General features: G+C 63.2%; 15 protein-coding genes and 1 pseudogene. 8 read left to right on the plus strand and 8 right to left on the minus strand.

Annotated elements, in window-relative coordinates; genetic code table 11:
• Positions 1–35: 35 nt before the first annotated feature.
• The gene (locus ACZYR5_RS14515; protein ID WP_489090655.1) at positions 36–818 is read left to right on the plus strand and encodes a hypothetical protein; all 783 of its coding nucleotides are present in this window, start codon (positions 36–38) and stop codon (positions 816–818) included.
• On the opposite strand, the gene ACZYR5_RS14520 is transcribed toward ACZYR5_RS14515, so the two are convergent.
• Together ACZYR5_RS14520 and ACZYR5_RS14525 are read right to left on the minus strand one after the other, a co-directional pair.
• Positions 815–2209: a heavy metal sensor histidine kinase gene (locus ACZYR5_RS14520; protein WP_489090656.1), complete on the minus strand. Its 1395-nt coding sequence runs from the start codon at positions 2207–2209 to the stop codon at positions 815–817. The two genes, ACZYR5_RS14515 and ACZYR5_RS14520, sit on opposite strands and share 4 nt — an antisense overlap.
• Positions 2206–2880 carry a heavy metal response regulator transcription factor gene (locus tag ACZYR5_RS14525; RefSeq protein ID WP_489090657.1) on the minus strand — a complete coding sequence of 225 codons (675 nt, stop codon included), beginning with the start codon at positions 2878–2880 and terminating at the stop codon, positions 2206–2208. The genes ACZYR5_RS14520 and ACZYR5_RS14525 overlap by 4 nt, the downstream gene beginning before the upstream one ends.
• A 474-nt stretch (positions 2881–3354) precedes the next feature.
• On the opposite strand from ACZYR5_RS14525, the gene ACZYR5_RS14530 reads away from it, so the two are divergent.
• From ACZYR5_RS14530 to ACZYR5_RS14545, 4 genes are all read left to right on the plus strand, one after another.
• On the plus strand, positions 3355–4572 hold the full coding sequence (locus tag ACZYR5_RS14530) for a TolC family protein (RefSeq protein ID WP_489090816.1): 1218 nt from the start codon (positions 3355–3357) through the stop codon (positions 4570–4572).
• 49 nt (positions 4573–4621) lie between these two features.
• A complete protein-coding gene (locus tag ACZYR5_RS14535; protein WP_489090658.1) occupies positions 4622–5824 on the plus strand; it encodes an efflux RND transporter periplasmic adaptor subunit in 1203 nt (400 codons plus the stop codon).
• Positions 5825–5850: 26 nt separating this feature from the next.
• The gene (locus ACZYR5_RS14540) at positions 5851–9003 is read left to right on the plus strand and encodes a CusA/CzcA family heavy metal efflux RND transporter (RefSeq protein ID WP_489090659.1); all 3153 of its coding nucleotides are present in this window, start codon (positions 5851–5853) and stop codon (positions 9001–9003) included.
• Positions 9004–9143: 140 nt separating this feature from the next.
• On the plus strand, positions 9144–9473 hold the full coding sequence (locus tag ACZYR5_RS14545; protein ID WP_489090660.1) for a DUF2790 domain-containing protein: 330 nt from the start codon (positions 9144–9146) through the stop codon (positions 9471–9473).
• Positions 9474–9623: 150 nt separating this feature from the next.
• Here ACZYR5_RS14545 and ACZYR5_RS14550 read toward each other — a convergent pair whose 3' ends face one another.
• Together ACZYR5_RS14550 and ACZYR5_RS14555 are read right to left on the minus strand one after the other, a co-directional pair.
• A complete protein-coding gene (locus tag ACZYR5_RS14550; RefSeq protein ID WP_489090661.1) occupies positions 9624–9839 on the minus strand; it encodes a DUF2790 domain-containing protein in 216 nt (71 codons plus the stop codon).
• Between the two features lie 134 nt (positions 9840–9973).
• Positions 9974–11299 carry an OprD family porin gene (locus ACZYR5_RS14555; protein ID WP_489090662.1) on the minus strand — a complete coding sequence of 442 codons (1326 nt, stop codon included), beginning with the start codon at positions 11297–11299 and terminating at the stop codon, positions 9974–9976.
• Between the two features lie 270 nt (positions 11300–11569).
• Here ACZYR5_RS14555 and ACZYR5_RS14560 point away from each other — a divergent pair, with 270 nt between their 5' ends.
• A complete protein-coding gene (locus ACZYR5_RS14560) occupies positions 11570–13522 on the plus strand; it encodes a DNA topoisomerase III (RefSeq protein ID WP_489090663.1) in 1953 nt (650 codons plus the stop codon).
• A gap of 104 nt (positions 13523–13626) precedes the next feature.
• Here ACZYR5_RS14560 and ACZYR5_RS14565 read toward each other — a convergent pair.
• The 4 genes and pseudogenes from ACZYR5_RS14565 to ACZYR5_RS14580 all read right to left on the minus strand — a co-directional run.
• Positions 13627–13746, minus strand: a pseudogene (locus ACZYR5_RS14565) (outer membrane lipoprotein carrier protein LolA); the annotation flags it as partial.
• A 5-nt stretch (positions 13747–13751) separates the two neighbouring features.
• Positions 13752–14330 carry a hypothetical protein gene (locus ACZYR5_RS14570; protein WP_489090664.1) on the minus strand — a complete coding sequence of 193 codons (579 nt, stop codon included), beginning with the start codon at positions 14328–14330 and terminating at the stop codon, positions 13752–13754.
• Position 14331: 1 nt separating this feature from the next.
• Positions 14332–16500 (minus strand): xanthine dehydrogenase family protein molybdopterin-binding subunit, encoded by a 2169-nt coding sequence (locus ACZYR5_RS14575; RefSeq protein ID WP_489090665.1) that lies wholly within the window; start codon positions 16498–16500, stop codon positions 14332–14334.
• A 2-nt stretch (positions 16501–16502) separates the two neighbouring features.
• The gene (locus ACZYR5_RS14580) at positions 16503–16964 is read right to left on the minus strand and encodes a (2Fe-2S)-binding protein (protein ID WP_489090666.1); all 462 of its coding nucleotides are present in this window, start codon (positions 16962–16964) and stop codon (positions 16503–16505) included.
• Positions 16965–17213: 249 nt separating this feature from the next.
• Here ACZYR5_RS14580 and ACZYR5_RS14585 point away from each other — a divergent pair, with 249 nt between their 5' ends.
• Positions 17214–17738: a sigma-70 family RNA polymerase sigma factor gene (locus tag ACZYR5_RS14585; protein ID WP_489090667.1), complete on the plus strand. Its 525-nt coding sequence runs from the start codon at positions 17214–17216 to the stop codon at positions 17736–17738.
• Between the two features lie 6 nt (positions 17739–17744).
• Positions 17745–18731, plus strand: a complete 987-nt coding sequence (locus tag ACZYR5_RS14590; protein WP_489090668.1) for a FecR domain-containing protein — start codon at positions 17745–17747, stop codon at positions 18729–18731.
• Positions 18732–18768: the final 37 nt, after the last annotated feature.

Here is an 18768-nt window from a genome sequence, read left to right on the forward strand (position 1 = left end):
GGTGGCTGCATCGCAAAAATACATGGATGACCTGCATGCCGAAGTACGATTTTCGTCGCCACCTGCACGCCTTGATCGGCGACCTGCCAGCCGCCTACAGCCGCCGTCTGCGGCGCAACCTGGTATTCACCGCAGTCACCCTGACTGTCATCGGTTGCCTGTCGCTGATCTCCGGCGCCCATGCAGCGGGCGGTGCCTATGTGGTGGATGACGCCAGCATCAATGAACCGGGGGAATGCACCCTCGACCTCTGGAACCAGAACCTGCGCCATGCCGGCTCCAGCCACGACCGCGTGCTCTCTGCAGCCTGCACCGCCAGGGACCTGCCCGCTCTGCAACTGGGCGCGACCTGGCAGCATGCCCATGACCAGGAAAACGGCGTCTACAACCTGCTGGCGCCGCAATTCAAGGCACAACTGCTGAGCCGGGCTGACCTTGGGTTGGACCTGGCCCTGGCGGCCAATGCCACCTTCGCGGTAGACCGAGGACAGATCTTCGACAGCGCCGAATTGAACCTGCCGTTGACCTATAGCCTCACCAAAGCCTTGCGCCTGAACCTCAACGCCGGCTGGATTCACGCCAATGACCAGGCGCAACCCAATGAGCGCTGGACCTGGGGCAGCGGTGTGGAGTACGACCTCGCCAAGCCGGTGACCCTGATCGCCGAACGCTACGGTCAACGCGGCGCCCAACAGGCCTGGCAAGCCGGCCCGCGCTGGCGCATCGGCGAACGCCTGGACCTGGATCTGTTGGTCGGTCGTGAGCTGACGGATACCCGGCAACAGTGGATGACGACAGGGGCGACGCTGCGGTTCTAGCTTTTATCGGCCCCGGGAAACGCCAGACAAAACTCGGTCCAGCCATGCGGCGTGCTCTGCACCTGGACCGAGCCCTGGTGCAAGCTCATGATCGAACGCACGATCGCCAGCCCCAACCCCGTTCCGCCTTGCGCCCGCGAGCGGCTGTTGTCGACCCGGTAGAAGCGCTCGAACAGGTGCGGCAAGTGTTCTGCGGCGATGCCGGGCCCGGGATTGCCGACCCGTACTGTAACGTGCTCGCTGTGACGCTCGATGACCAGGCTGATCGATTTGCCGGGCGGACAATGGCGAATGGCGTTGGACAACAGGTTCGAGATCGCGCGCTGGATCATCAGCCGATCGCCCAGGGTGGCGCCACTGCCGCAGACCTGCAGACTGATGTGCTTTTCCTCGGCCGACAGGTCAAACAGCTCGGCCACCTTGTTCACTTCTTCCGCCAGTTCGATTCGCTCGAAGGGCACCAGTGCCGCCGGGTGGCTGACCTGAGCCAGGAACAGCATATCGGCGACGATGCGCGTGACCCGGGTCAACTCCTCGGTGCAGGACACCAGCACTGCCTTGTACTCCTCGCTTGGCCGTTCTCGCGAAAGGGTCACCTGGGCCTTGCCCATCAGGTTGCTGATCGGCGAGCGCAGTTCGTGCGCGATATCGTCGGAGAACTGTGAGAGCTGCTGCACACCGTTATCCAGCCGATGCAGCATGAAGTTGATGCCGTGGGCCAGTTCACTGAGTTCCTGGGGCATATTCGATTCCGCCAGGCGATGGCTCAACTCCTGAGTCGAGACCATCGCCGCCACCTTGCGAAATTCGCGCAGCGGCGCCAGGCCGCGCCGAACAATTGCCCAGGCGCCGATACCAATCAGGATCAACAGCAATGGCAGGGCAATCAGGGTCGAACTCAAATACGCGCTGAGCAGTGCCTCGTCGTTGGAACGGTCGACCGACAGCAACACCGCAACCGACTCGCCATTGGGCAACGGCATCAACTGGCTCGCCGTGAGAAAGTGCTGGCCCTTGCCGTCCGAACGGCTGAAATATCTGAGGCGCTCCTGACTCGGCGCAATGGCCTGGGTCAGCGGCGGCAACGGGCTGCCGACACTGAGCAGCGGGGTTGGCGGAGTGTTGCGGTCGAGGATCGTCAGGTTCAGATTGTCGTGGCCGAGCACCTGGTCGAGCAACGAATGCGGCTTGCGCGCGATCTCGTTGACGCTCAGGTCCGCCGCCAGGCTGTGCTGAATCTGCTGCATTTTCTTTTCCAGGCCGCTTTTGGCCAGGAAGTCGAGTTCGTGGGTCAGCGCCAGGAACGCGAGGATCGCCAACAGCACCACCAACAGCGCCCCCATCACACTGACCGTCAGCCCCAGGCGCATCGACAGGCTGGCGGGTTTCATTCCCGGGCCTCCAGCACGTAACCGACACCGCGCAAGGTGTGGATCAGCTTGTTGTCGAACGGCTCGTCGATCTTCGCTCGCAAGCGCCGGATCGAGACTTCGACCACATTGGTGTCACAGTCGAAATTCATGTCCCAGACCATGGAAATAATCTGTGTACGCGACAGCACTTCACCGGACTGGCGCATCAGCAAATGCAGGAGCGCGAACTCCTTGGTGGTCAGGTCGATGCGTTGCGCGCCACGAAACGCCCGGTGCCGCCCGGGGTCCAGTTCCAGGTCGGCCACCTTCAGCACCCGGGGCAGCGGAATATGCTCGCTGCGACGCAACAAGGTGCGCACTCGCGCCAACAGCTCGGGAAATTCGAACGGCTTGAGCAGATAGTCATCCGCCCCAAGATCCAGCCCGCGGACTCTGTCGGCCAGGCGGCCGCGGGCGGTCAGCATCATCACCCGCGTATTGCCACTGCTGCGGATATTCTCCAGCACTTCCCAGCCATCCATTTCAGGAAGATTCACATCAAGGATGACCAACTCATAAGCCTGTTGTCGGGCCAGGTGAAGTCCATCGGCGCCATTATCCGCGCGATCCACTACATAACCACTTTCAGTCAAGCCTTGATGCAAGTACTCGGCAGTTTTCAGCTCGTCCTCAATGACAAGGATTCGCATAAGTTTTCACCCTTACAAATAAAAAGACAGTAGAAGAGACCGCCAGCCAGAGTGAGTAGTTATTGAACTTGCTGGTTGACTCGATGCGCACGCTAAAGCCTGTAGTCGCTACAGGGTCAATCGAAAGAAGCCCATTCCAGAGGGATTCGCGACGATTTGCCGCAGTCGAATACCCCGTTGGGTGCCGAACATCATGGAATTAGCTGGCGAACAAGTGCATTCGAGCGGATTAATCTGGCTATTTGTTTCTCCATATTGCGCAATCACCGCCCGACACTTTCTATCCTAATGCACAACTTACCGGCATCACCGCAGATAACGCATTTGTAATTATCCAGCCACCCTATTGATAAGTACCGACCACTACATTGTCGCCATCACCGGTTTCGCATTAAAGGAACAACCAACGTGCAGGGTTATGAAAGTGTGGTCATTCCCCCGAGGATCAAAACGCGACGCAAGGCTGTTGCGCTATTGCTGGTCAGTCTGCTTTCCGCCACCAGTGCCTTGCCTGCCGCCGCGCAGGCAGCGGTATTGAGTCTCGACCAGGCGCTGCAGAGTGCCTTCGCCAACAACCCGGAACTGGCCGCGGCGCAGTGGGAAATCGGCATCGCCCAAGGCGATCGCCAACAAGCCGGGCTGATTCCCAACCCGGAGCTGTCCTGGGAGGCCGAAGACACCCGCAGTGAATCGCGAACGACCACTGTGACGCTCAGCCAGCCGCTGGAACTGGGTGGCAAGCGTGGGGCGCGCATCGAGGTTGCCAGCCGTGCACAGGATGCCGCCGACGTCGAATTGGAGCGCCAGCGCAACGGTTTGCGCGCCGATGTGATCCAGGCCTTCTACCGCTCCAGCACCGCCCAGCAACGCTGGCAACTGACAGAGCAATCCGTGCAATTGGCCGAACGCGGACTGAGCGTTGCCGAAGGCAGCATCAAGGCCGGCAAGTCTTCGCCGGTGGAAGCCACGCGGGCCCAGGTGCAATTGTCCCAGGTGCGCCTGGAGTTGCGCAGGGCCGAGCGCGATCGCGCCGATGCCTACCAGCAGCTGGCGCAGGTCACCGGAGCGCCGCAGGCCAGCTTTGCCCGGGTCGAGGAACCCGGCAGCCCCCTGCCGGTGATTCCTGGCTCAGCCACCCTCCTTGCCCGTCTGCCCGAGACTGCCGATATGCGCCTGGCGCAGCTGCAGATCATCCAGAAGGAAGCGGCCCTGGGCCTGGAAAAAACCCAGCGCATTCCCGACTTGACGGTGAGCGTCGGCAGCCAGTACAGCGAGACCGATCGCGAACGGGTCAACGTCGTGGGTTTGTCGATGCCCATTCCTCTGTTCGACCGCAACCAGGGCAACATCCTTGCCGCCGCGCGCCGTGCCGATCAGTCCCGCGACCTGCGCAACGCCAACGAACTGCGCCTGCGCTCCGAAGTGCAGGCGAGCCTCGATCAATGGACCACCGCCAATAGCGAAGTCGAGGCCTTCAACCGGGTGATCCTGCCGGCCGCACAAAGCGCAGTGGATACCGCCACCCGTGGGTTTGCCATGGGCAAATTCAACTTCCTCGAAGTGCTCGACGCCCAGCGCACCCTGATCGACGCCCGCAGCCAATTCATCCAGGCCGTGGCCGATGCCACCGACGCCTGGGTGCGCATCGAGCGCCTGTATGGCGATACCCGCGCCCTCGCCCGCACCCCTTGAACCCCACCTTTTTCGCTCCCGTGCAACACACGGGACGCAGGGAGTCTGCATGAACAAGAAAAACCTCCTGGCCATCGCCTTGACGCTGATCGTCGGCACCGGCCTCGGCTCCTGGCTCACCACACGGGCCGCCGCCCCGGTAGCGCAGGCAACTGCCCATGCCGACCACGACGAGGAAAGCGCCCCTGGCGGCGAGCAACATGCCGAGAATGAGGCCGAAGGAGAAGGTCACCTGAACCTGAGCGCCGAGCAGATCAGCGCTGCCGGCATTCAACTGGCCCAAGCCGGACCGCTGGCGATGGACCTGTCCCTGCCGTTTCCCGGTGAAGTGCGCTTCGACGAAGACCGCACCGCCCATGTCGTGCCACGCACCCCCGGCGTGGTCGAGCAAGTGCTGGTCAACCTCGGGCAACCGGTGAAAAAGGGCCAGTTGCTGGCGGTGATTGCCAGCCAGCAGATCTCCGAGCAGCGCAGCGAACAGGCCGCAGCCCAGCGCCGGGTCGAACTGGCACGCACCACCTACGAACGCGAGCGCCAATTGTGGCAGGAGCAGATCTCCGCCGAGCAGGACTTGCTGCAAGCGCGTCAGGCCCTGCAGGAAGCCGAAATCGCCCTGAACAATGCCCGACAGAAAGTCAGTGTGCTCAGCGGCAACAGCACCGCCATCGGCGGCAATCGTTATGAGCTGCGCGCGCCCTTCGACAGCGTGGTGGTGGAAAAACACCTGACCCTGGGCGAAGTGGTCAACGACAGCACCAGCGTCCTGACCCTCTCCGACCTGTCGAAGGTGTGGGTGACCTTTGGCGTTTCGCCCAAGGACCTGGACAGCGTGCAGGTGGGCAAGGCGGTGAGCATCAGCGCCGCGGAACTGGATGCCCAGGTGACCGGCACGGTGTCCTACGTCGGCAGCCTGCTGGGCGAGCAAACCCGTACCGCCACCGTGCGTGTATCGCTGGACAACCCGCAAGGCGCCTGGCGCCCGGGGCTGTTTGTCACCGCACGGGTCACCACCGACACCCGCCAGACCCCGGTCGCGGTGCCGGAAAGTGCGATCCAGACCGTCGAGGACCAGCCCAACGTCTTCGTGCGCACCGACGACGGTTTCAAGGCCCAGGCGGTGCAACTCGGCAGCCGTACCGCTGACCAGGTGGAGATCACCCAGGGCCTGGCCGCCGGGGCGCAGGTCGCCACGGCCGGCAGCTTCATTCTCAAATCGGAATTGGGCAAGGCCTCGGCCGAGCACGCTCACTGATCCGCCCTCGGCACAAGAAGGTCCTTATGTTCGAACGCCTGATTCAATTCGCCATCGAGCAGCGCATTATCGTGCTGCTCGCGGTCCTGCTCATGGCCGGCCTCGGTATCGCCAGCTACCAGAAACTGCCGATCGATGCGGTCCCCGACATCACCAACGTCCAGGTACAGATCAACACCGCAGCCGCCGGCTTCTCGCCGCTGGAAACCGAACAACGCATCACCTTCCCGATCGAGACCGCCATGGCCGGCTTGCCGGCACTGGAGCAGACCCGCTCGCTGTCGCGCTCGGGACTGTCGCAAGTGACGGTGATTTTCAAGGAAGGCACCGACCTGTTCTTCGCCCGGCAACTGATCAACGAGCGCCTGCAAGTGGCCCGCGAGCAACTGCCCGAAGGCGTCGAGGCGGTCATGGGCCCGATCTCCACCGGCCTCGGCGAGATTTTCCTGTGGACCGTGGAAACCGAAGCCGGCGCGGTGAAGGACGACGGCACGCCCTACACGCCGACCGACCTGCGGGTGATCCAGGACTGGATCATCAAGCCGCAGTTGCGCAACGTGCCCGGGGTCGCCGAAATCAACACCATTGGCGGCTATGCCAAGGAATACCAGATCGCCCCCGACCCCAAGCGCCTGGCCGCCTACAAGCTGACCCTGGCCGACCTGGTGACGGCGCTGGAGCGCAACAACGCCAACGTCGGCGCCGGCTACATCGAGCGCAGTGGCGAGCAGTTGCTGATCCGCGCGCCGGGGCAAGTGGCGAGCCTGGATGACATCGCCAATATCGTCATGGCCAATGTCGACGGCACGCCGATCCGCATCAAGAACGTCGCCAGCGTCGACATCGGCCGAGAACTGCGCACCGGCGCCGCCACCGAAAATGGCCGCGAGGTGGTGCTGGGCACGGTGTTCATGCTGATCGGCGAGAACAGTCGCACGGTGTCCCAGGCGGTCGCCGCCAAGCTCGAGCAAATCAACCGGACACTGCCCAAGGGCGTGGTCGCAGTGACGGTGTACGACCGCACCAGCCTGGTGGACAAGGCCATCGCCACGGTGAAGAAAAACCTGGTGGAAGGGGCGATCCTGGTCATCGCGATCCTGTTTCTGTTCCTCGGCAACATCCGCGCCGCGCTGATCACCGCCATGGTGATTCCGCTGGCCATGCTGTTCACCTTCACCGGGATGTTCAGCAACAAGGTCAGCGCCAACCTGATGAGCCTCGGCGCGCTGGACTTCGGGATCATCGTCGACGGCGCCGTGGTGATCGTCGAAAACGCCATCCGCCGCCTGGCCCATGCCCAGCAGCACCACGGCCGGGTGCTGACGCGTTCCGAACGCTTCCATGAAGTCTTTGCCGCGGCCAGGGAAGCGCGTCGGCCATTGATCTACGGCCAGTTGATCATCATGGTCGTGTACCTGCCGATCTTCGCCCTGACCGGGGTCGAAGGCAAAATGTTCCACCCGATGGCATTCACCGTGGTGATCGCCCTGCTCGGCGCCATGCTGCTCTCGGTGACCTTCGTGCCGGCCGCCATCGCCATGTTTGTCACCGGCAAGGTCCAGGAAACCGAAAACATCGTCATGCGCAGCGCACGTCGGGTTTACGCTCCGGCGCTGGACTGGGTCATGGCCCACCGCACCCTGGCGTTCGCCCTGGCGCTGGCAGCTATCGGCGTCTGCGCCGTGGTGGCCAGCCGCATGGGCAGCGAATTTGTACCGAGCTTGAGCGAAGGTGACTTTGCCCTGCAGGCCCTGCGCGTACCCGGCACCAGCCTCAGCCAATCGGTGGACATGCAACAGCGCCTGGAAACCCTGCTGCTGGAGAAAGTCCCGGAAGTGCAGCGGGTGTTCGCCCGCACCGGCACCGCGGAAATCGCTTCCGACCCGATGCCGCCGAACATCTCTGACAGCTATGTAATGCTCAAGCCCCAGGCGCAATGGCCGGATCCGGACAAGAGCCGCGAGGCACTGATCGCCGATATCCAGCGGGTCACGGCGCTGCTGCCGGGCAGCAACTACGAACTGTCGCAACCGATTCAGTTGCGCTTCAACGAGCTGATTTCCGGGGTGCGCAGCGATGTCGCGGTGAAGGTCTTCGGCGATGACATGGAGGTGCTCAACAGCACCGCAGCGAAGATCGCCGCGACTCTGCAGAAGGTCGAGGGCGCGTCCGAGGTCAAGGTCGAACAGACCTCCGGCCTGCCGGTGCTGACCATCAACATCGACCGCGACAAGGCCGCGCGCTACGGGCTGAATGTCGGCGACGTGCAAGACACCCTCGCAGTGGCGGTCGGTGGACGCCAGGCCGGCACCCTGTATGAAGGCGACCGGCGTTTCGACATGGTGGTGCGCTTGTCCGATGCCATGCGCCAGGACGTCGACGGTCTGTCGAAGCTGCTGATCCCGGTGCCGGCCCTGCTCAATGGCAACGCCAACAGTATCGGCTTCATCGCCTTGTCGGAGGTCGCCAGCCTGGATTTGCAGTTGGGTCCGAATCAGGTCAGCCGGGAAAACGGCAAACGCCTGGTGATCGTCAGCGCCAACGTGCGCGGCCGCGACATTGGTTCGTTCGTGCAGCAGGCCAGCACCCTGATCGACCAGCAAGTGCAGGTCCCGGCCGGTTACTGGACCAGTTGGGGTGGCCAGTTCGAGCAACTGCAATCGGCGGCCAAGCGCCTGCAGGTAGTGGTGCCGGTGGCCTTGCTGCTGGTGTTCGCCCTGCTGTTCATGATGTTCAACAACCTCAAGGACGGCTTGCTGGTGTTCACCGGGATACCCTTCGCCCTCACCGGCGGGGTCATGGCGTTGTGGTTGCGGGACATTCCGCTGTCGATTTCCGCAGGCGTCGGCTTTATCGCGCTGTCCGGTGTGGCGGTACTCAACGGCCTGGTGATGATTGCCTTTATCCGCAATTTGCGCGAAGAAGGTCGCCCACTGGGTGTGGCAGTCAACGAAGGCGCCCTCACCCGCTTGCGCCCGGTGTTGATGACCGCCCTGGTAGCCTCGCTGGGCTTCATTCCGATGGCCCTGGCCACCGGCACCGGCGCCGAAGTCCAGCGCCCGCTGGCGACAGTGGTGATTGGCGGGATCCTGTCCTCCACCGCGCTGACCTTGCTGATACTGCCGGCGCTGTACCACTGGGCTCATCGACGTGATGAAGAGCCAGTAAGCGAACACTAATCTGCTCAACCATCAACGGCCCGCCCTCATTAATGACGGCGGGCTTTTTTATGCCCATGACGTATCTGTCATCTGTGTGCCACGTCGACGAAAGGCAGCGATTGATAAACTTTCAGCGGTATTTATTCGAGGTAATGACTATGAAAACCATCAAACTATTGAGCCTTGTCGGCGTCTTGTTAAGTTCTTCTGCGGTACTGGCGGAAAGTGGCGGCGATGCGACCTTTGAACGGATGATGCAGAACAATCGGCAAGCCATGGACAACTACGCCCTGCAACAAGGCAAGCAGCCGCCAGTGATCAAGGACTATGCCTATGGCATGCCGCTGGATGTGGTCAAGGTGGTGAATGTCAGCCGCCCGATCAAGTCCTGCGGGGTGGTCCCGGCGCAGATGACCTATGAAGACTCCAAGGGCCAGCTGACTACCCTGCGCTACAGCGTCGCCGGCGACTGCCGGACCCGCGGCTGATCGTGCTCATGCCCGCCCGCGATCAACGCGGGCGGGCATTGTGGGGCTTTTCCAAAGCCAAAAAAAGCGTCCCGAAGGACGCTGAAAAATTCACCTCTTCCAAAGGAGCAAGGCGCTACCAAAGGTGAATGGCCACACTGTGAAACCTGTTCAACCCTCGGAGTTTGCCCCCGACTTCTGCCCATCCGCAGCATCCGCTTTAGCGGTTGCCTGGGCATCCGGCGCCTGTTGTGCGCCATGAATCTGCTCCTGGCTCAGTTTGAACTGGGCCAGGTATTGCGCCGAGCGTTCGGCGCCGCCTTCGGCGAATACACTGACACTGGTGGTGGTGAGAGCAGTCAAAAACAGAACCTTGAGCAGTTTCATGGCAGGCATCCTCTTACAATCATCGGGTCACTTGGCGGCATGTTTGCCTTCAAGTTGTTGGCTTCCCGGTGATTATAAAAAAGCCAAGTTAACAGGAGCATGGGCGCAACATTACATTGCTGACATCTTCAACTTCAGAGCACCGACAGCGGGTATTCGACAATCAACCGTACTTCGTCCAGATCCGACTCGAAGGCCGTGGCCCGGGTCGTGGCCTGGCGGATGCGAAACGACATGTCCTTGAGCGTGCCGGCCTGCATCACGTATTTGACTTCGATATCGCGCTCCCAGCGCTTCTGGTCGGTCAACGGATTGCCTTCGGCGTCGCGGCGCATGTACACCGCGTTGGCATTGGAGTAGTCGGCGTTGCTGCCACGCCCGTAGCGGCTCATGAAGCTCAGGCCGGGGACGCCGTAGCCGGTCATGTCGAGGTCATAGCGCAGCATCCACGAACGTTCCCTGGGCGCGTTGAAGTCGCTGTACTGGATCGAGTTGTCGAGGAAGATCGAATCCGACTGGCGCAGGTAGTCGAAGTCATCGTTGCCGTTGTTGCGCTGATAGGACAACGCCACGCTGTGGGCGCCAAACTTGACCCCGGTGCGGGTGCTCCAGATGTTGTTGTCGAAGGCGCCCAGCAGCTGCTTGCCCTCGTCGACCGCCTTGTAATAGTTGAAGCCGTAGAACAGCGACAGATCATCGCTCAACGGATAACTCAGGCTGGTACCGGCGTAGTACTGGTTCCAGGCGTCCTTGAGCCGGCTTGAGTAGAGGCTGAAACTGGCGTTCGGGTTGAGGACGTAATCACCGCCGCCATAGGCCAGCCAGGGGGAATCCACGGGGCCGGCATAGAAGGTCTCGAAGTTGTCGCGCATATTGCTCGAGGTCGGCTGGCTCATCGCATGCAGGCGCCCGCCCTGCACGGTCAGGCCGTCGAGACTGGTGTTGCTGGCGGTGATCCCGGTAAAACTTTCCGGCAGCAACCGCGAGTCGCCCGCCGCTACGACGGGTGTGGCAGGAAACACGTCGCCAATCTTGACGACGGTGTCGAACGCGCGAATCTTCGCCGCGCTGCCGATCTTGCTGTACTCGTCACTGGCCTCGCCATCGCCGTTGACCGGCAGCACATCGAACGAACTGCGCCCGCCGTTGCGCCCGTCGCCGGTGTCCAGCTTCAATCCGAGCATGGCAAAGGCATCCACCCCCACGCCGACCGTCCCTTGGGTAAACCCCGACTCGAAGCGGCTGATAATGCCGTGCGCCCAGGCCTCGGAGTAGCCATTGCCGCTCGGCGCAGACTGGCCTTTGCGGTAATCGCGGTTGAAGTAATAGTTGCGGTTGAGCACGGTCAGGCTGCTGCCCTCGATAAAGCCCTCGGCTTGCTCTTGTGCGATTGCCAGCGACGAGCCGGCACCAAGCAGCGCCGCAATGGCTGCCCCGGTGAGTGTTGTTGTGGTTTTCATGTTTCGCTCCTGAATGTTTGGCAGAACGGCAAAGGTTCCACTGGCGGAGCTGTTGTTATCGTGCAGGGCGCAGTGCCCCGAGTCCGCCAGAGGCTATCGTGGCAAGGGCGAGATAACGCGAAGATGAGCGGCGAATGACAATTCCGTCATCCGCAGGCGGCTGTCATCAGCGGCAACATCAGCACTGTACATTCATACAGATAATCATTGATCGACAGCGCCAGACCGCGCATGCTGTGCACCTTTCAACCCTTTTGACCGATGGTGGTTATGCGGCTGTATCTGTGTGAAAAACCCTCCCAGGCCAAAGACATTGCCGCAGTGCTCGGCGCCAGCCGGCGTGGCGATGGTTGCTGGCTGGGCTCGGGGATCACTGTTACCTGGTGCATTGGCCATCTGCTGGAAACCGCACCACCGGATGCCTACGACGCGCGCTACAAACGCTGGGTGCTGGAAGACCTGCCGATCATTCCCGAAAAATGGAAGATGCTGGTCAAGCCCAAGACCGCCAGCCAGTTCAAGGCCGTCAAGCGACTGCTGGGCGAGGCCCAGGAGTTGGTGATCGCCACCGACGCCGACCGCGAGGGCGAAATGATTGCCCGCGAGTTGGTGGAGCACTGTCGCTATCGCGGGCCGATCCAGCGGCTGTGGCTGTCGGCGCTGGACGACGCGTCGATCCGCAAGGCGCTGGCCGCGCTCAAGCCGGGTGCCGAGACCTTCAGCCTGTATCACTCGGCGCTGGGTCGCTCACGGGCCGACTGGTTGATTGGCATGAACATGAGTCGTCTGTTCACCCTGCTCGGGCGTCAGTCCGGTTATCAAGGGGTATTGCCGGTGGGTCGGGTGCAGACCCCGACCTTGCGCCTGGTGGTCGACCGTGACCGCAGCATTGCCGACTTCGTGCCGGTGCCCTACTGGGCAATCGACGTGCAACTGCTCCACGACGGCACGCCCTTCACCGCGCAATGGCGAGCCGCAGCGGATGTCTGCGATGAACATGACCGCTGCCTGAACCAGGACCTCGCCCGGCAAGCCGCCGAGGCCATGGGTAGCGCCGCCAGCGCACGCTTGGTCAAGCTGCGCACTGAACGGGTTCGCGAAGTGGCGCCGTTGCCGTTCGACCTCGGCACCCTGCAGGAAATCTGCTCGAAAAAACTCGGCCTCGGCGCCCAGGAAACCCTCGACGTTGCCCAGGCGCTGTACGAAACCTACAAAGTCATCACCTACCCGCGCAGTGACTGCGGCTTCCTGCCGCTGAGCCAACACAGCGAAGCGCCGGCGATTCTCGATGCGTTGGGCCGTGCTGATCCGAGCCTCGCACCCCTGCTCAAGCACCTGGAACCTCAACGCCGCTCGCGGGCCTGGAACGACGCCAAGGTCAGCGCCCACCACGGCATCATCCCCACTGCCGCTGCGCAGAACTTCGAGCGCTTGAGCGGCAAGCATCGTTCGGTCTATACCCTGATTCGCGCGCGCTATCTGGCGCAGTTCCTGCCCAACCACGAATACGACCGCACCCAGGCCGACTTCGACTGTGCCGGCCAGGCCTTGCGCGCCGTGGGTAAACAGGTGGTCGAGCCGGGCTGGAAACGCGCCTTGCCCGAAGCCCTGGCACCGGCCAAGGGCCGCGAAGCTCCGGCCCCGCAGAACCTGCCGCCGCTGACTCAGGGCAACGACTATGCGGTGGCCGGGGTCAACCTCAAGGACCTCTGGACCCAGCCCCCCAAACCCTTCACCGAAGGTGACCTGATCAAGGCGATGAAGAACGTCGCCAAACTGGTGGAAGACCCGCTGCTCAAGCAGAAGCTCAAGGACACCACCGGGATCGGCACCGAGGCCACCCGTGCCGGGATCATCCAGGGTCTGCTGGATCGCGGTTACCTGATCAAGAACGGCAAGGCCCTGGCCGCCACCCCGGCGGCCTTCAGCCTGATCGACGCCGTGCCCCGGGCCATCGCCGACCCCGGCACCACGGCAATCTGGGAGCAGGCGCTGGACATGGTGCAAAGCGGCGAAATGAGCCTGGAAGAATTCGTCGCCAAGCAGGCGGCGTGGATGAGCAAACAGGTCGGCCGCTGCAGCGGCCTGCGCCTGACCATCAGCGGGCCGGCGAGCCCTGCGGGTAAAGGTGCGACGCCGTGGAAAAAGAAACGCAAAACGACCAGGGGCAAGGCGGCACCGACGGCCAAGGGCAAGCCCAGAGCGGCAAGACCGGCCAAGTGATGCCTGCCAGCGATGAGGCCATCAGCCACACCGCATCAACTTCATCGCCAGCAGGCCCTGCAGGGGATTAGAGTCGTACACACATTCCCTGCTGGTGAATAACCTGTAGGAGCCAGCTTGCTGGCGAAGAACCTGAGAGCGCCGCGTGCATTCAGGATACCCGCGTCATCGTTTACGACCTTCGCCGGCAAGCCGGCTCCTACAGGTTTTTGTGATCGACACAAATGCCCTACCCCCCCACCACCGGACACGGCCCACCTGCCCCCGCCCAGCGCTTGAACTGGCTGACGAACTCATCATGGGGCACCGGCACCGGCGCACGATCCCCTCCGGGATTCCAGCCCCAGAGCACCAGTTTGTCGTCGCTGATGTGCTTGATCAGCGCCGCGAAGTCGCGGTTGCCGTTGCTGCCACGGTCCTTGATCATCTGGCACAGTTGATCCGCCGGTAACCCGATCCAGGCCATCTTGTGTGCCGGCGGCGGCAGGCTCCAGTGCGGTGCACCCGGCGGCGCATGGGGGCCGTAGCTGTCCGGCGGATTGCTCTGCCCATGACAACTGGCACAGGGCAAACCCACCGCCCCCTTGCCGTCCGGACCACGCACCACGTTCATGCCGTGGGGCCGCCCGGCGTCGAACTGCAAGGGCGCATCCCCGGGAATATGGCAGTTCTGGCAACGCGGGCTCTGAAACACTTTTTGCACCGTGGCAAAGGCGTCCAGCGCGGCCTGGTCCTCGGCGAACAGCTCCGAGTGATAACCGCCCACCCCCAGCAACAACAAGGTGCCCAACAGCAGATGACGGCTCATCTCAGACTCCTTCCAGTTGCAGCGGCAACTCGCGCAGGCGCTGCCCGGTCAGGGCGTACACCGCATTGGCAACAGCCGGCGCGGTGGGAGGCACACCGGCCTCGCCGATCCCGCCGGGCTTTTCGCTGCTGGGCAGGATATGCACTTCGACCCTTGGCATCTCGTTGAGCCGCAGCACCTGATAGTCGTGGTAGTTGGACTGTTCGACCTGACCCTCCTTGATCGTCAACTTGCTGTGCAGGGTGAAGCCGAGGCCGAAGGTGATGCACGACTCCATTTGCGCAACGATGCTCAGCGGGTTCACGGCGATCCCGCAATCCACCGCGCAGACCACCCGGTGCACGCGAATCTTCAGGTTGTCCTGGGACACTTCGCTGACCTGGGCCACGTAGCTGCCAAACGACTCATGCACCGCCACCCCCAACGCATGCCCAGCCGGCAACGGCGCCTGCCAGTTGGCTTTCTCCACCGCCAGGTTCAGTACCCCGAGATGCCGTGGATGGTCCTTGAGCAGGGCTCGGCGATATTCCACCGGGTCCTTGCCGGCCGCGGCGGCCAACTCATCGACCAACGACTCCATGACAAAAGCGGTATGGCTATGCCCCACCGAACGCAGCCACAGCACGCTGATGCCGGTCTGCGGTGAATGCAGTTGCACCTGGTGATCAGCCAGGCCTGTCAGGTACGGACTGTCCACCACGCCCTCGACCGAGGTCTTGTCGATGCCATCCTTGACCATGGTGGCCGCCAGCGAGGTGCCGGCCATGATTGACTGGCCGACCATCACCTGCTTCCAGGCCACAGGCATGCCATCGTCACCCAGGCCAATCCGCGCATGGTGGAGAAAGGCCGAACGGTAATAACCGCCGCGAATGTCGTCTTCGCGCGACCACATGGTCTTCACCGCAGCGCCAGCGGCGTGGGCCACCTGTACCGCCTCGCTGACAAAATCCGAAGTCGGATTGGCCCGCCGGCCGAAGCCACCGCCGAGAAACTCGGTATGGATCACCACCTGCTCGGGCTTGAGCCCGGTGATCTTCGCCGCAACCATCTGGTCGAGGGTCTGGAACTGGGTACCGGTCCAGATTTCGCATTGCTCGGCGGTGATTTTCACCGTGCAATTGAGCGGTTCCATCGGCGCGTGGGCCAGGTACGGCACGCTGTATTCGACGTCGACGGTTTTCGACGCCTTGGCCAATCCGGCGTCGACATCTCCGGCCTGGCCAGCCGGCGTGCCGGGGGTGGCCGCCAATTGACGAAAACGCTGGAGCAGGCTGACGCTGTCGAGCCCGGCGTTGGGCCCGGGATTCCAGTCGATTTTCAGCGCATCCCGGCCCAGTTTGGCCGCCCAGTAATGATCGGCCACCACCGCCACCCCGGTCGGCACCTGCAACACCTTGCGCACCCCGGGCACCGCCAGCGCGGGCTGGGCGTCGAACGAGGCGACGCTGCCGCCAAACATCGGCGGCCGGGCGACCATGGCCGTGAGCAAGCCGTCGAACTGCACGTCGATGCCGAAGCGCGCCTGGCCGGTGATTTTCTCCGGCGTGTCGAGGCGCGGGGTCGGTTTGCCGATCAGGGTCCAGTCCTTGGGCTGCTTGAGGGTAATTGTCGCTGCATCCGGCACCGGCAGTTGGCCGGCGTCATTGGCCAGCTCACCGTAAGTAGCGCGCTGCTCGCCGGCAATCACCACCCCAGGCTCGGTGCGGATTTGCGACGGCGGGACATTGAAACGCTTGGCCGCCGCCTCGATCAACATCAACCGTGCGGCGGCGCCGGCCAGGCGATAGCGATCGAACTCCATCCAGGTCGAAGTCGAGCCACCGGTGATCTGCATCCCGCCGAACCCCGGCAAACCGTAATCCGCCGCCGACGCGGGGCCGTGCTCGACGCGGATGCTGTTCCAGTCGGCATCCAGCTCCTCGGCCAGCAGCATGCTCAGGCCGGTCCAGATGCCCTGGCCCATCTCCGAATGGCCCAGCAGGATGGTCACGCTGCTGTCGGGAGCGATGCGCAGAAAGGCATTGGGCGCAAAGATGCCGTGCGCAGCATTGGCGGCACGGGCAAAACGATTGCCGCCGGGGATGACGAACGCCACCACCAGGCCGGCGCCGAGCACAGCACTGCCTTTGACGAAGGCGCGCCGTGAGCTGTCGATAGGGCCATTCATGATCAGGCCTCCCGCAGCTGCGCGGCGCGTTTCACCGCTGCGCGAATCCGTACGTAGGTGCCGCAGCGGCAAATATTGCCCGCCAGCGCCTGATCGATGTCGCTGTCACTGGGCGAGGGGATTTTCTCCAGCAGGGCCACCGTGGCCATGATCTGCCCGGACTGGCAGTAGCCGCACTGCACCACGTCGAGTTCGGCCCAGGCGCGCTGCACCGGGTGCGAGCCGTCGCTGGACAGACCTTCGATGGTGCGGATTTTCTGCCCGCTGGCCACCGCAGCGGCCGGGGTGATACAGGCGCGCAACGGCCGGCCATCGACATGCACGGTGCAGGCACCACATTGCGCCATGCCGCAGCCGAACTTGGTGCCGGTCAGTTGCGCAACATCGCGCAGTACCCACAACAAGGGCATGTCGTCGGGCACGTCCAGGGGTTGATCGTTGCCATTGATATTGAAGGTCAGCACGGCAATCTCCTGCGGGGGCACGGGTGAGCGACGCTGAGCCTGCAAGGCCTGCGCGCGCTTCGGCTGGTGTGTTGAGTCAAGCGCACTTTCCCCCCACATCCGGGGTGGCGCGACCACCGGTCAAGCCAGCCGTACTGCAGCTGACCACCTAAAAGCAAACCAATATCATTTGCGCCAATAGCGGCCACTTGCTTTAATCGCGACCAATTCCCATTTGCACTGCCTCAGCCGTATGGACATGCGCTCTTTATGATGGTCGTCGAATCCTCACCTGTGCAGCACCTCTACGCCAGCCATCACCGCTGGCTGTACGAGCTGTTGCGTCGTCGCCTGAGCAATGCCTTCGATGCGGCGGACCTGGCCCATGACACCTTCATTCGCGTGCTCAAGCGTCCACAGCAGTTCGACTGTGACGTGCACGCCCGGTCCTACCTGGCGACCATCGCCCGTGGCCTGTGCATCGACCACTGGCGCCGTCGTCAGTTGGAACAAGCCTGGTTGCAGGCCTTGAGCCAGCAACCCCAGGCCCTGCAGCCCTCCCCCGAACAACAGGCGATCATCGTCGAGACCCTGCATGAAGTGGACGCGATGCTGCAGCGCCTGCCGCAACGGGTCAGCGATGCGTTCATCCTCGCGCAGTTGCATGGCATGCCCTACAAGGACATCGCCATGGAGATCGGCGTGTCCGAACGGATGATCAAGAAATACCTGGCCCAGGCCCTGTTGCACTGCGCCCTGCTCGAGGCCGAACTCGACGGCCTGCTGATCGAGTAAGCGCCCATGCCTGCCACCGCCTTGAGCAAACTCAGTCACGCCAGCCTGCAACAGGCGGCCCATTGGTACGTGCAGTTGCACGATCAACAGGTCGGCGAACAGGAGCGACTGCGCTGGCAAGCCTGGCTGGACCAGAGTGGCGAGCATCAGGACGCCTGGCGCTATGTGCAACGGGTCGGCGAGCGCTTCGCACCGCTGCACGGCGACGGCGATTCACTGGCGGCGAGCATGGCCTTGCGTGGCGGTGGACGCAGCCGCGTGACGCGGCGCCAGAGCCTGAAGTCGTTGCTGGTGCTCAGCGGCGGCAGCCTGCTCGGCTGGAGCGCCTGGCGCCAGACGCCGCTGCCGGACGCCCTCAACCGCTGGACCGCCGACCTCTCCACCGGCACCGCCGAGGTCCGCGAGAACCTGCTCAGCGATGGCAGCCGCCTTTGGCTGAACGCCCTGAGCGCGGTGGACGTGCGCTTCGACAGCCGTCAGCGGTTGCTCGAACTGCGCCTCGGCGAAGTCTTGGTCGACACCGCCCGCGACAGCCAGCGGCCGTTCCTGCTGGACACTGCGCACGGCCGCCTGCGTGCCCTGAGCACCCGCTTCGGCGTCCGTGAAAGCCACGGGCAAACCCTGCTCAGCGTGTTTGCCGGCGCCGTGGAAGTGCGCTTGGCCAACGACCAGGTGCAGGTCGCCAATGCCGGTCAGCAGTTGAGTTTCGCGCAAGACACCTTCGGCCCACTGCAACCCGTCTCCCCCGCCCGCGAAGCCTGGCGCCGTGGCGTGCTGCTGGCGGACAACCTGCCTTTGGGACAATTGCTCGAAGAACTGGGCCGCCACCGTCATGGTCACCTCGGTTGCGACCCGGCCGTGGCGCAGATGCCGGTGATGGGCTCCTTCCCCCTCAAGGACACCGACCAGGCCCTGCGCCTGCTGGCGGCGGCGCTGCCGATCAGCGTTGAAACGCCGCTGCCGTGGTGGGTCAATGTCGGCGTCAAAAGCTGAAAATCACGCCTGACGAAAATAGTTCTCCGCTGGTGGT

The sequence above is a fragment of the Pseudomonas sp. F007 genome (genome assembly GCF_057814275.1).

Coding starts and splice junctions, on each gene's coding strand:
- ACZYR5_RS14515 (WP_489090655.1), top strand. CDS start 36: ATGCCGAAGTACGATTTTCGTCGCCACCTGCACGCCTTGATCGGCGAC.
- ACZYR5_RS14520 (WP_489090656.1), bottom strand. CDS start 2,209: ATGAAACCCGCCAGCCTGTCGATGCGCCTGGGGCTGACGGTCAGTGTG.
- ACZYR5_RS14525 (WP_489090657.1), bottom strand. CDS start 2,880: ATGCGAATCCTTGTCATTGAGGACGAGCTGAAAACTGCCGAGTACTTG.
- ACZYR5_RS14535 (WP_489090658.1), top strand. CDS start 4,622: ATGAACAAGAAAAACCTCCTGGCCATCGCCTTGACGCTGATCGTCGGC.
- ACZYR5_RS14540 (WP_489090659.1), top strand. CDS start 5,851: ATGTTCGAACGCCTGATTCAATTCGCCATCGAGCAGCGCATTATCGTG.
- ACZYR5_RS14545 (WP_489090660.1), top strand. CDS start 9,144: ATGAAAACCATCAAACTATTGAGCCTTGTCGGCGTCTTGTTAAGTTCT.
- ACZYR5_RS14550 (WP_489090661.1), bottom strand. CDS start 9,839: ATGAAACTGCTCAAGGTTCTGTTTTTGACTGCTCTCACCACCACCAGT.
- ACZYR5_RS14555 (WP_489090662.1), bottom strand. CDS start 11,299: ATGAAAACCACAACAACACTCACCGGGGCAGCCATTGCGGCGCTGCTT.
- ACZYR5_RS14560 (WP_489090663.1), top strand. CDS start 11,570: ATGCGGCTGTATCTGTGTGAAAAACCCTCCCAGGCCAAAGACATTGCC.
- ACZYR5_RS14570 (WP_489090664.1), bottom strand. CDS start 14,330: ATGAGCCGTCATCTGCTGTTGGGCACCTTGTTGTTGCTGGGGGTGGGC.
- ACZYR5_RS14575 (WP_489090665.1), bottom strand. CDS start 16,500: ATGAATGGCCCTATCGACAGCTCACGGCGCGCCTTCGTCAAAGGCAGT.
- ACZYR5_RS14585 (WP_489090667.1), top strand. CDS start 17,214: ATGATGGTCGTCGAATCCTCACCTGTGCAGCACCTCTACGCCAGCCAT.
- ACZYR5_RS14590 (WP_489090668.1), top strand. CDS start 17,745: ATGCCTGCCACCGCCTTGAGCAAACTCAGTCACGCCAGCCTGCAACAG.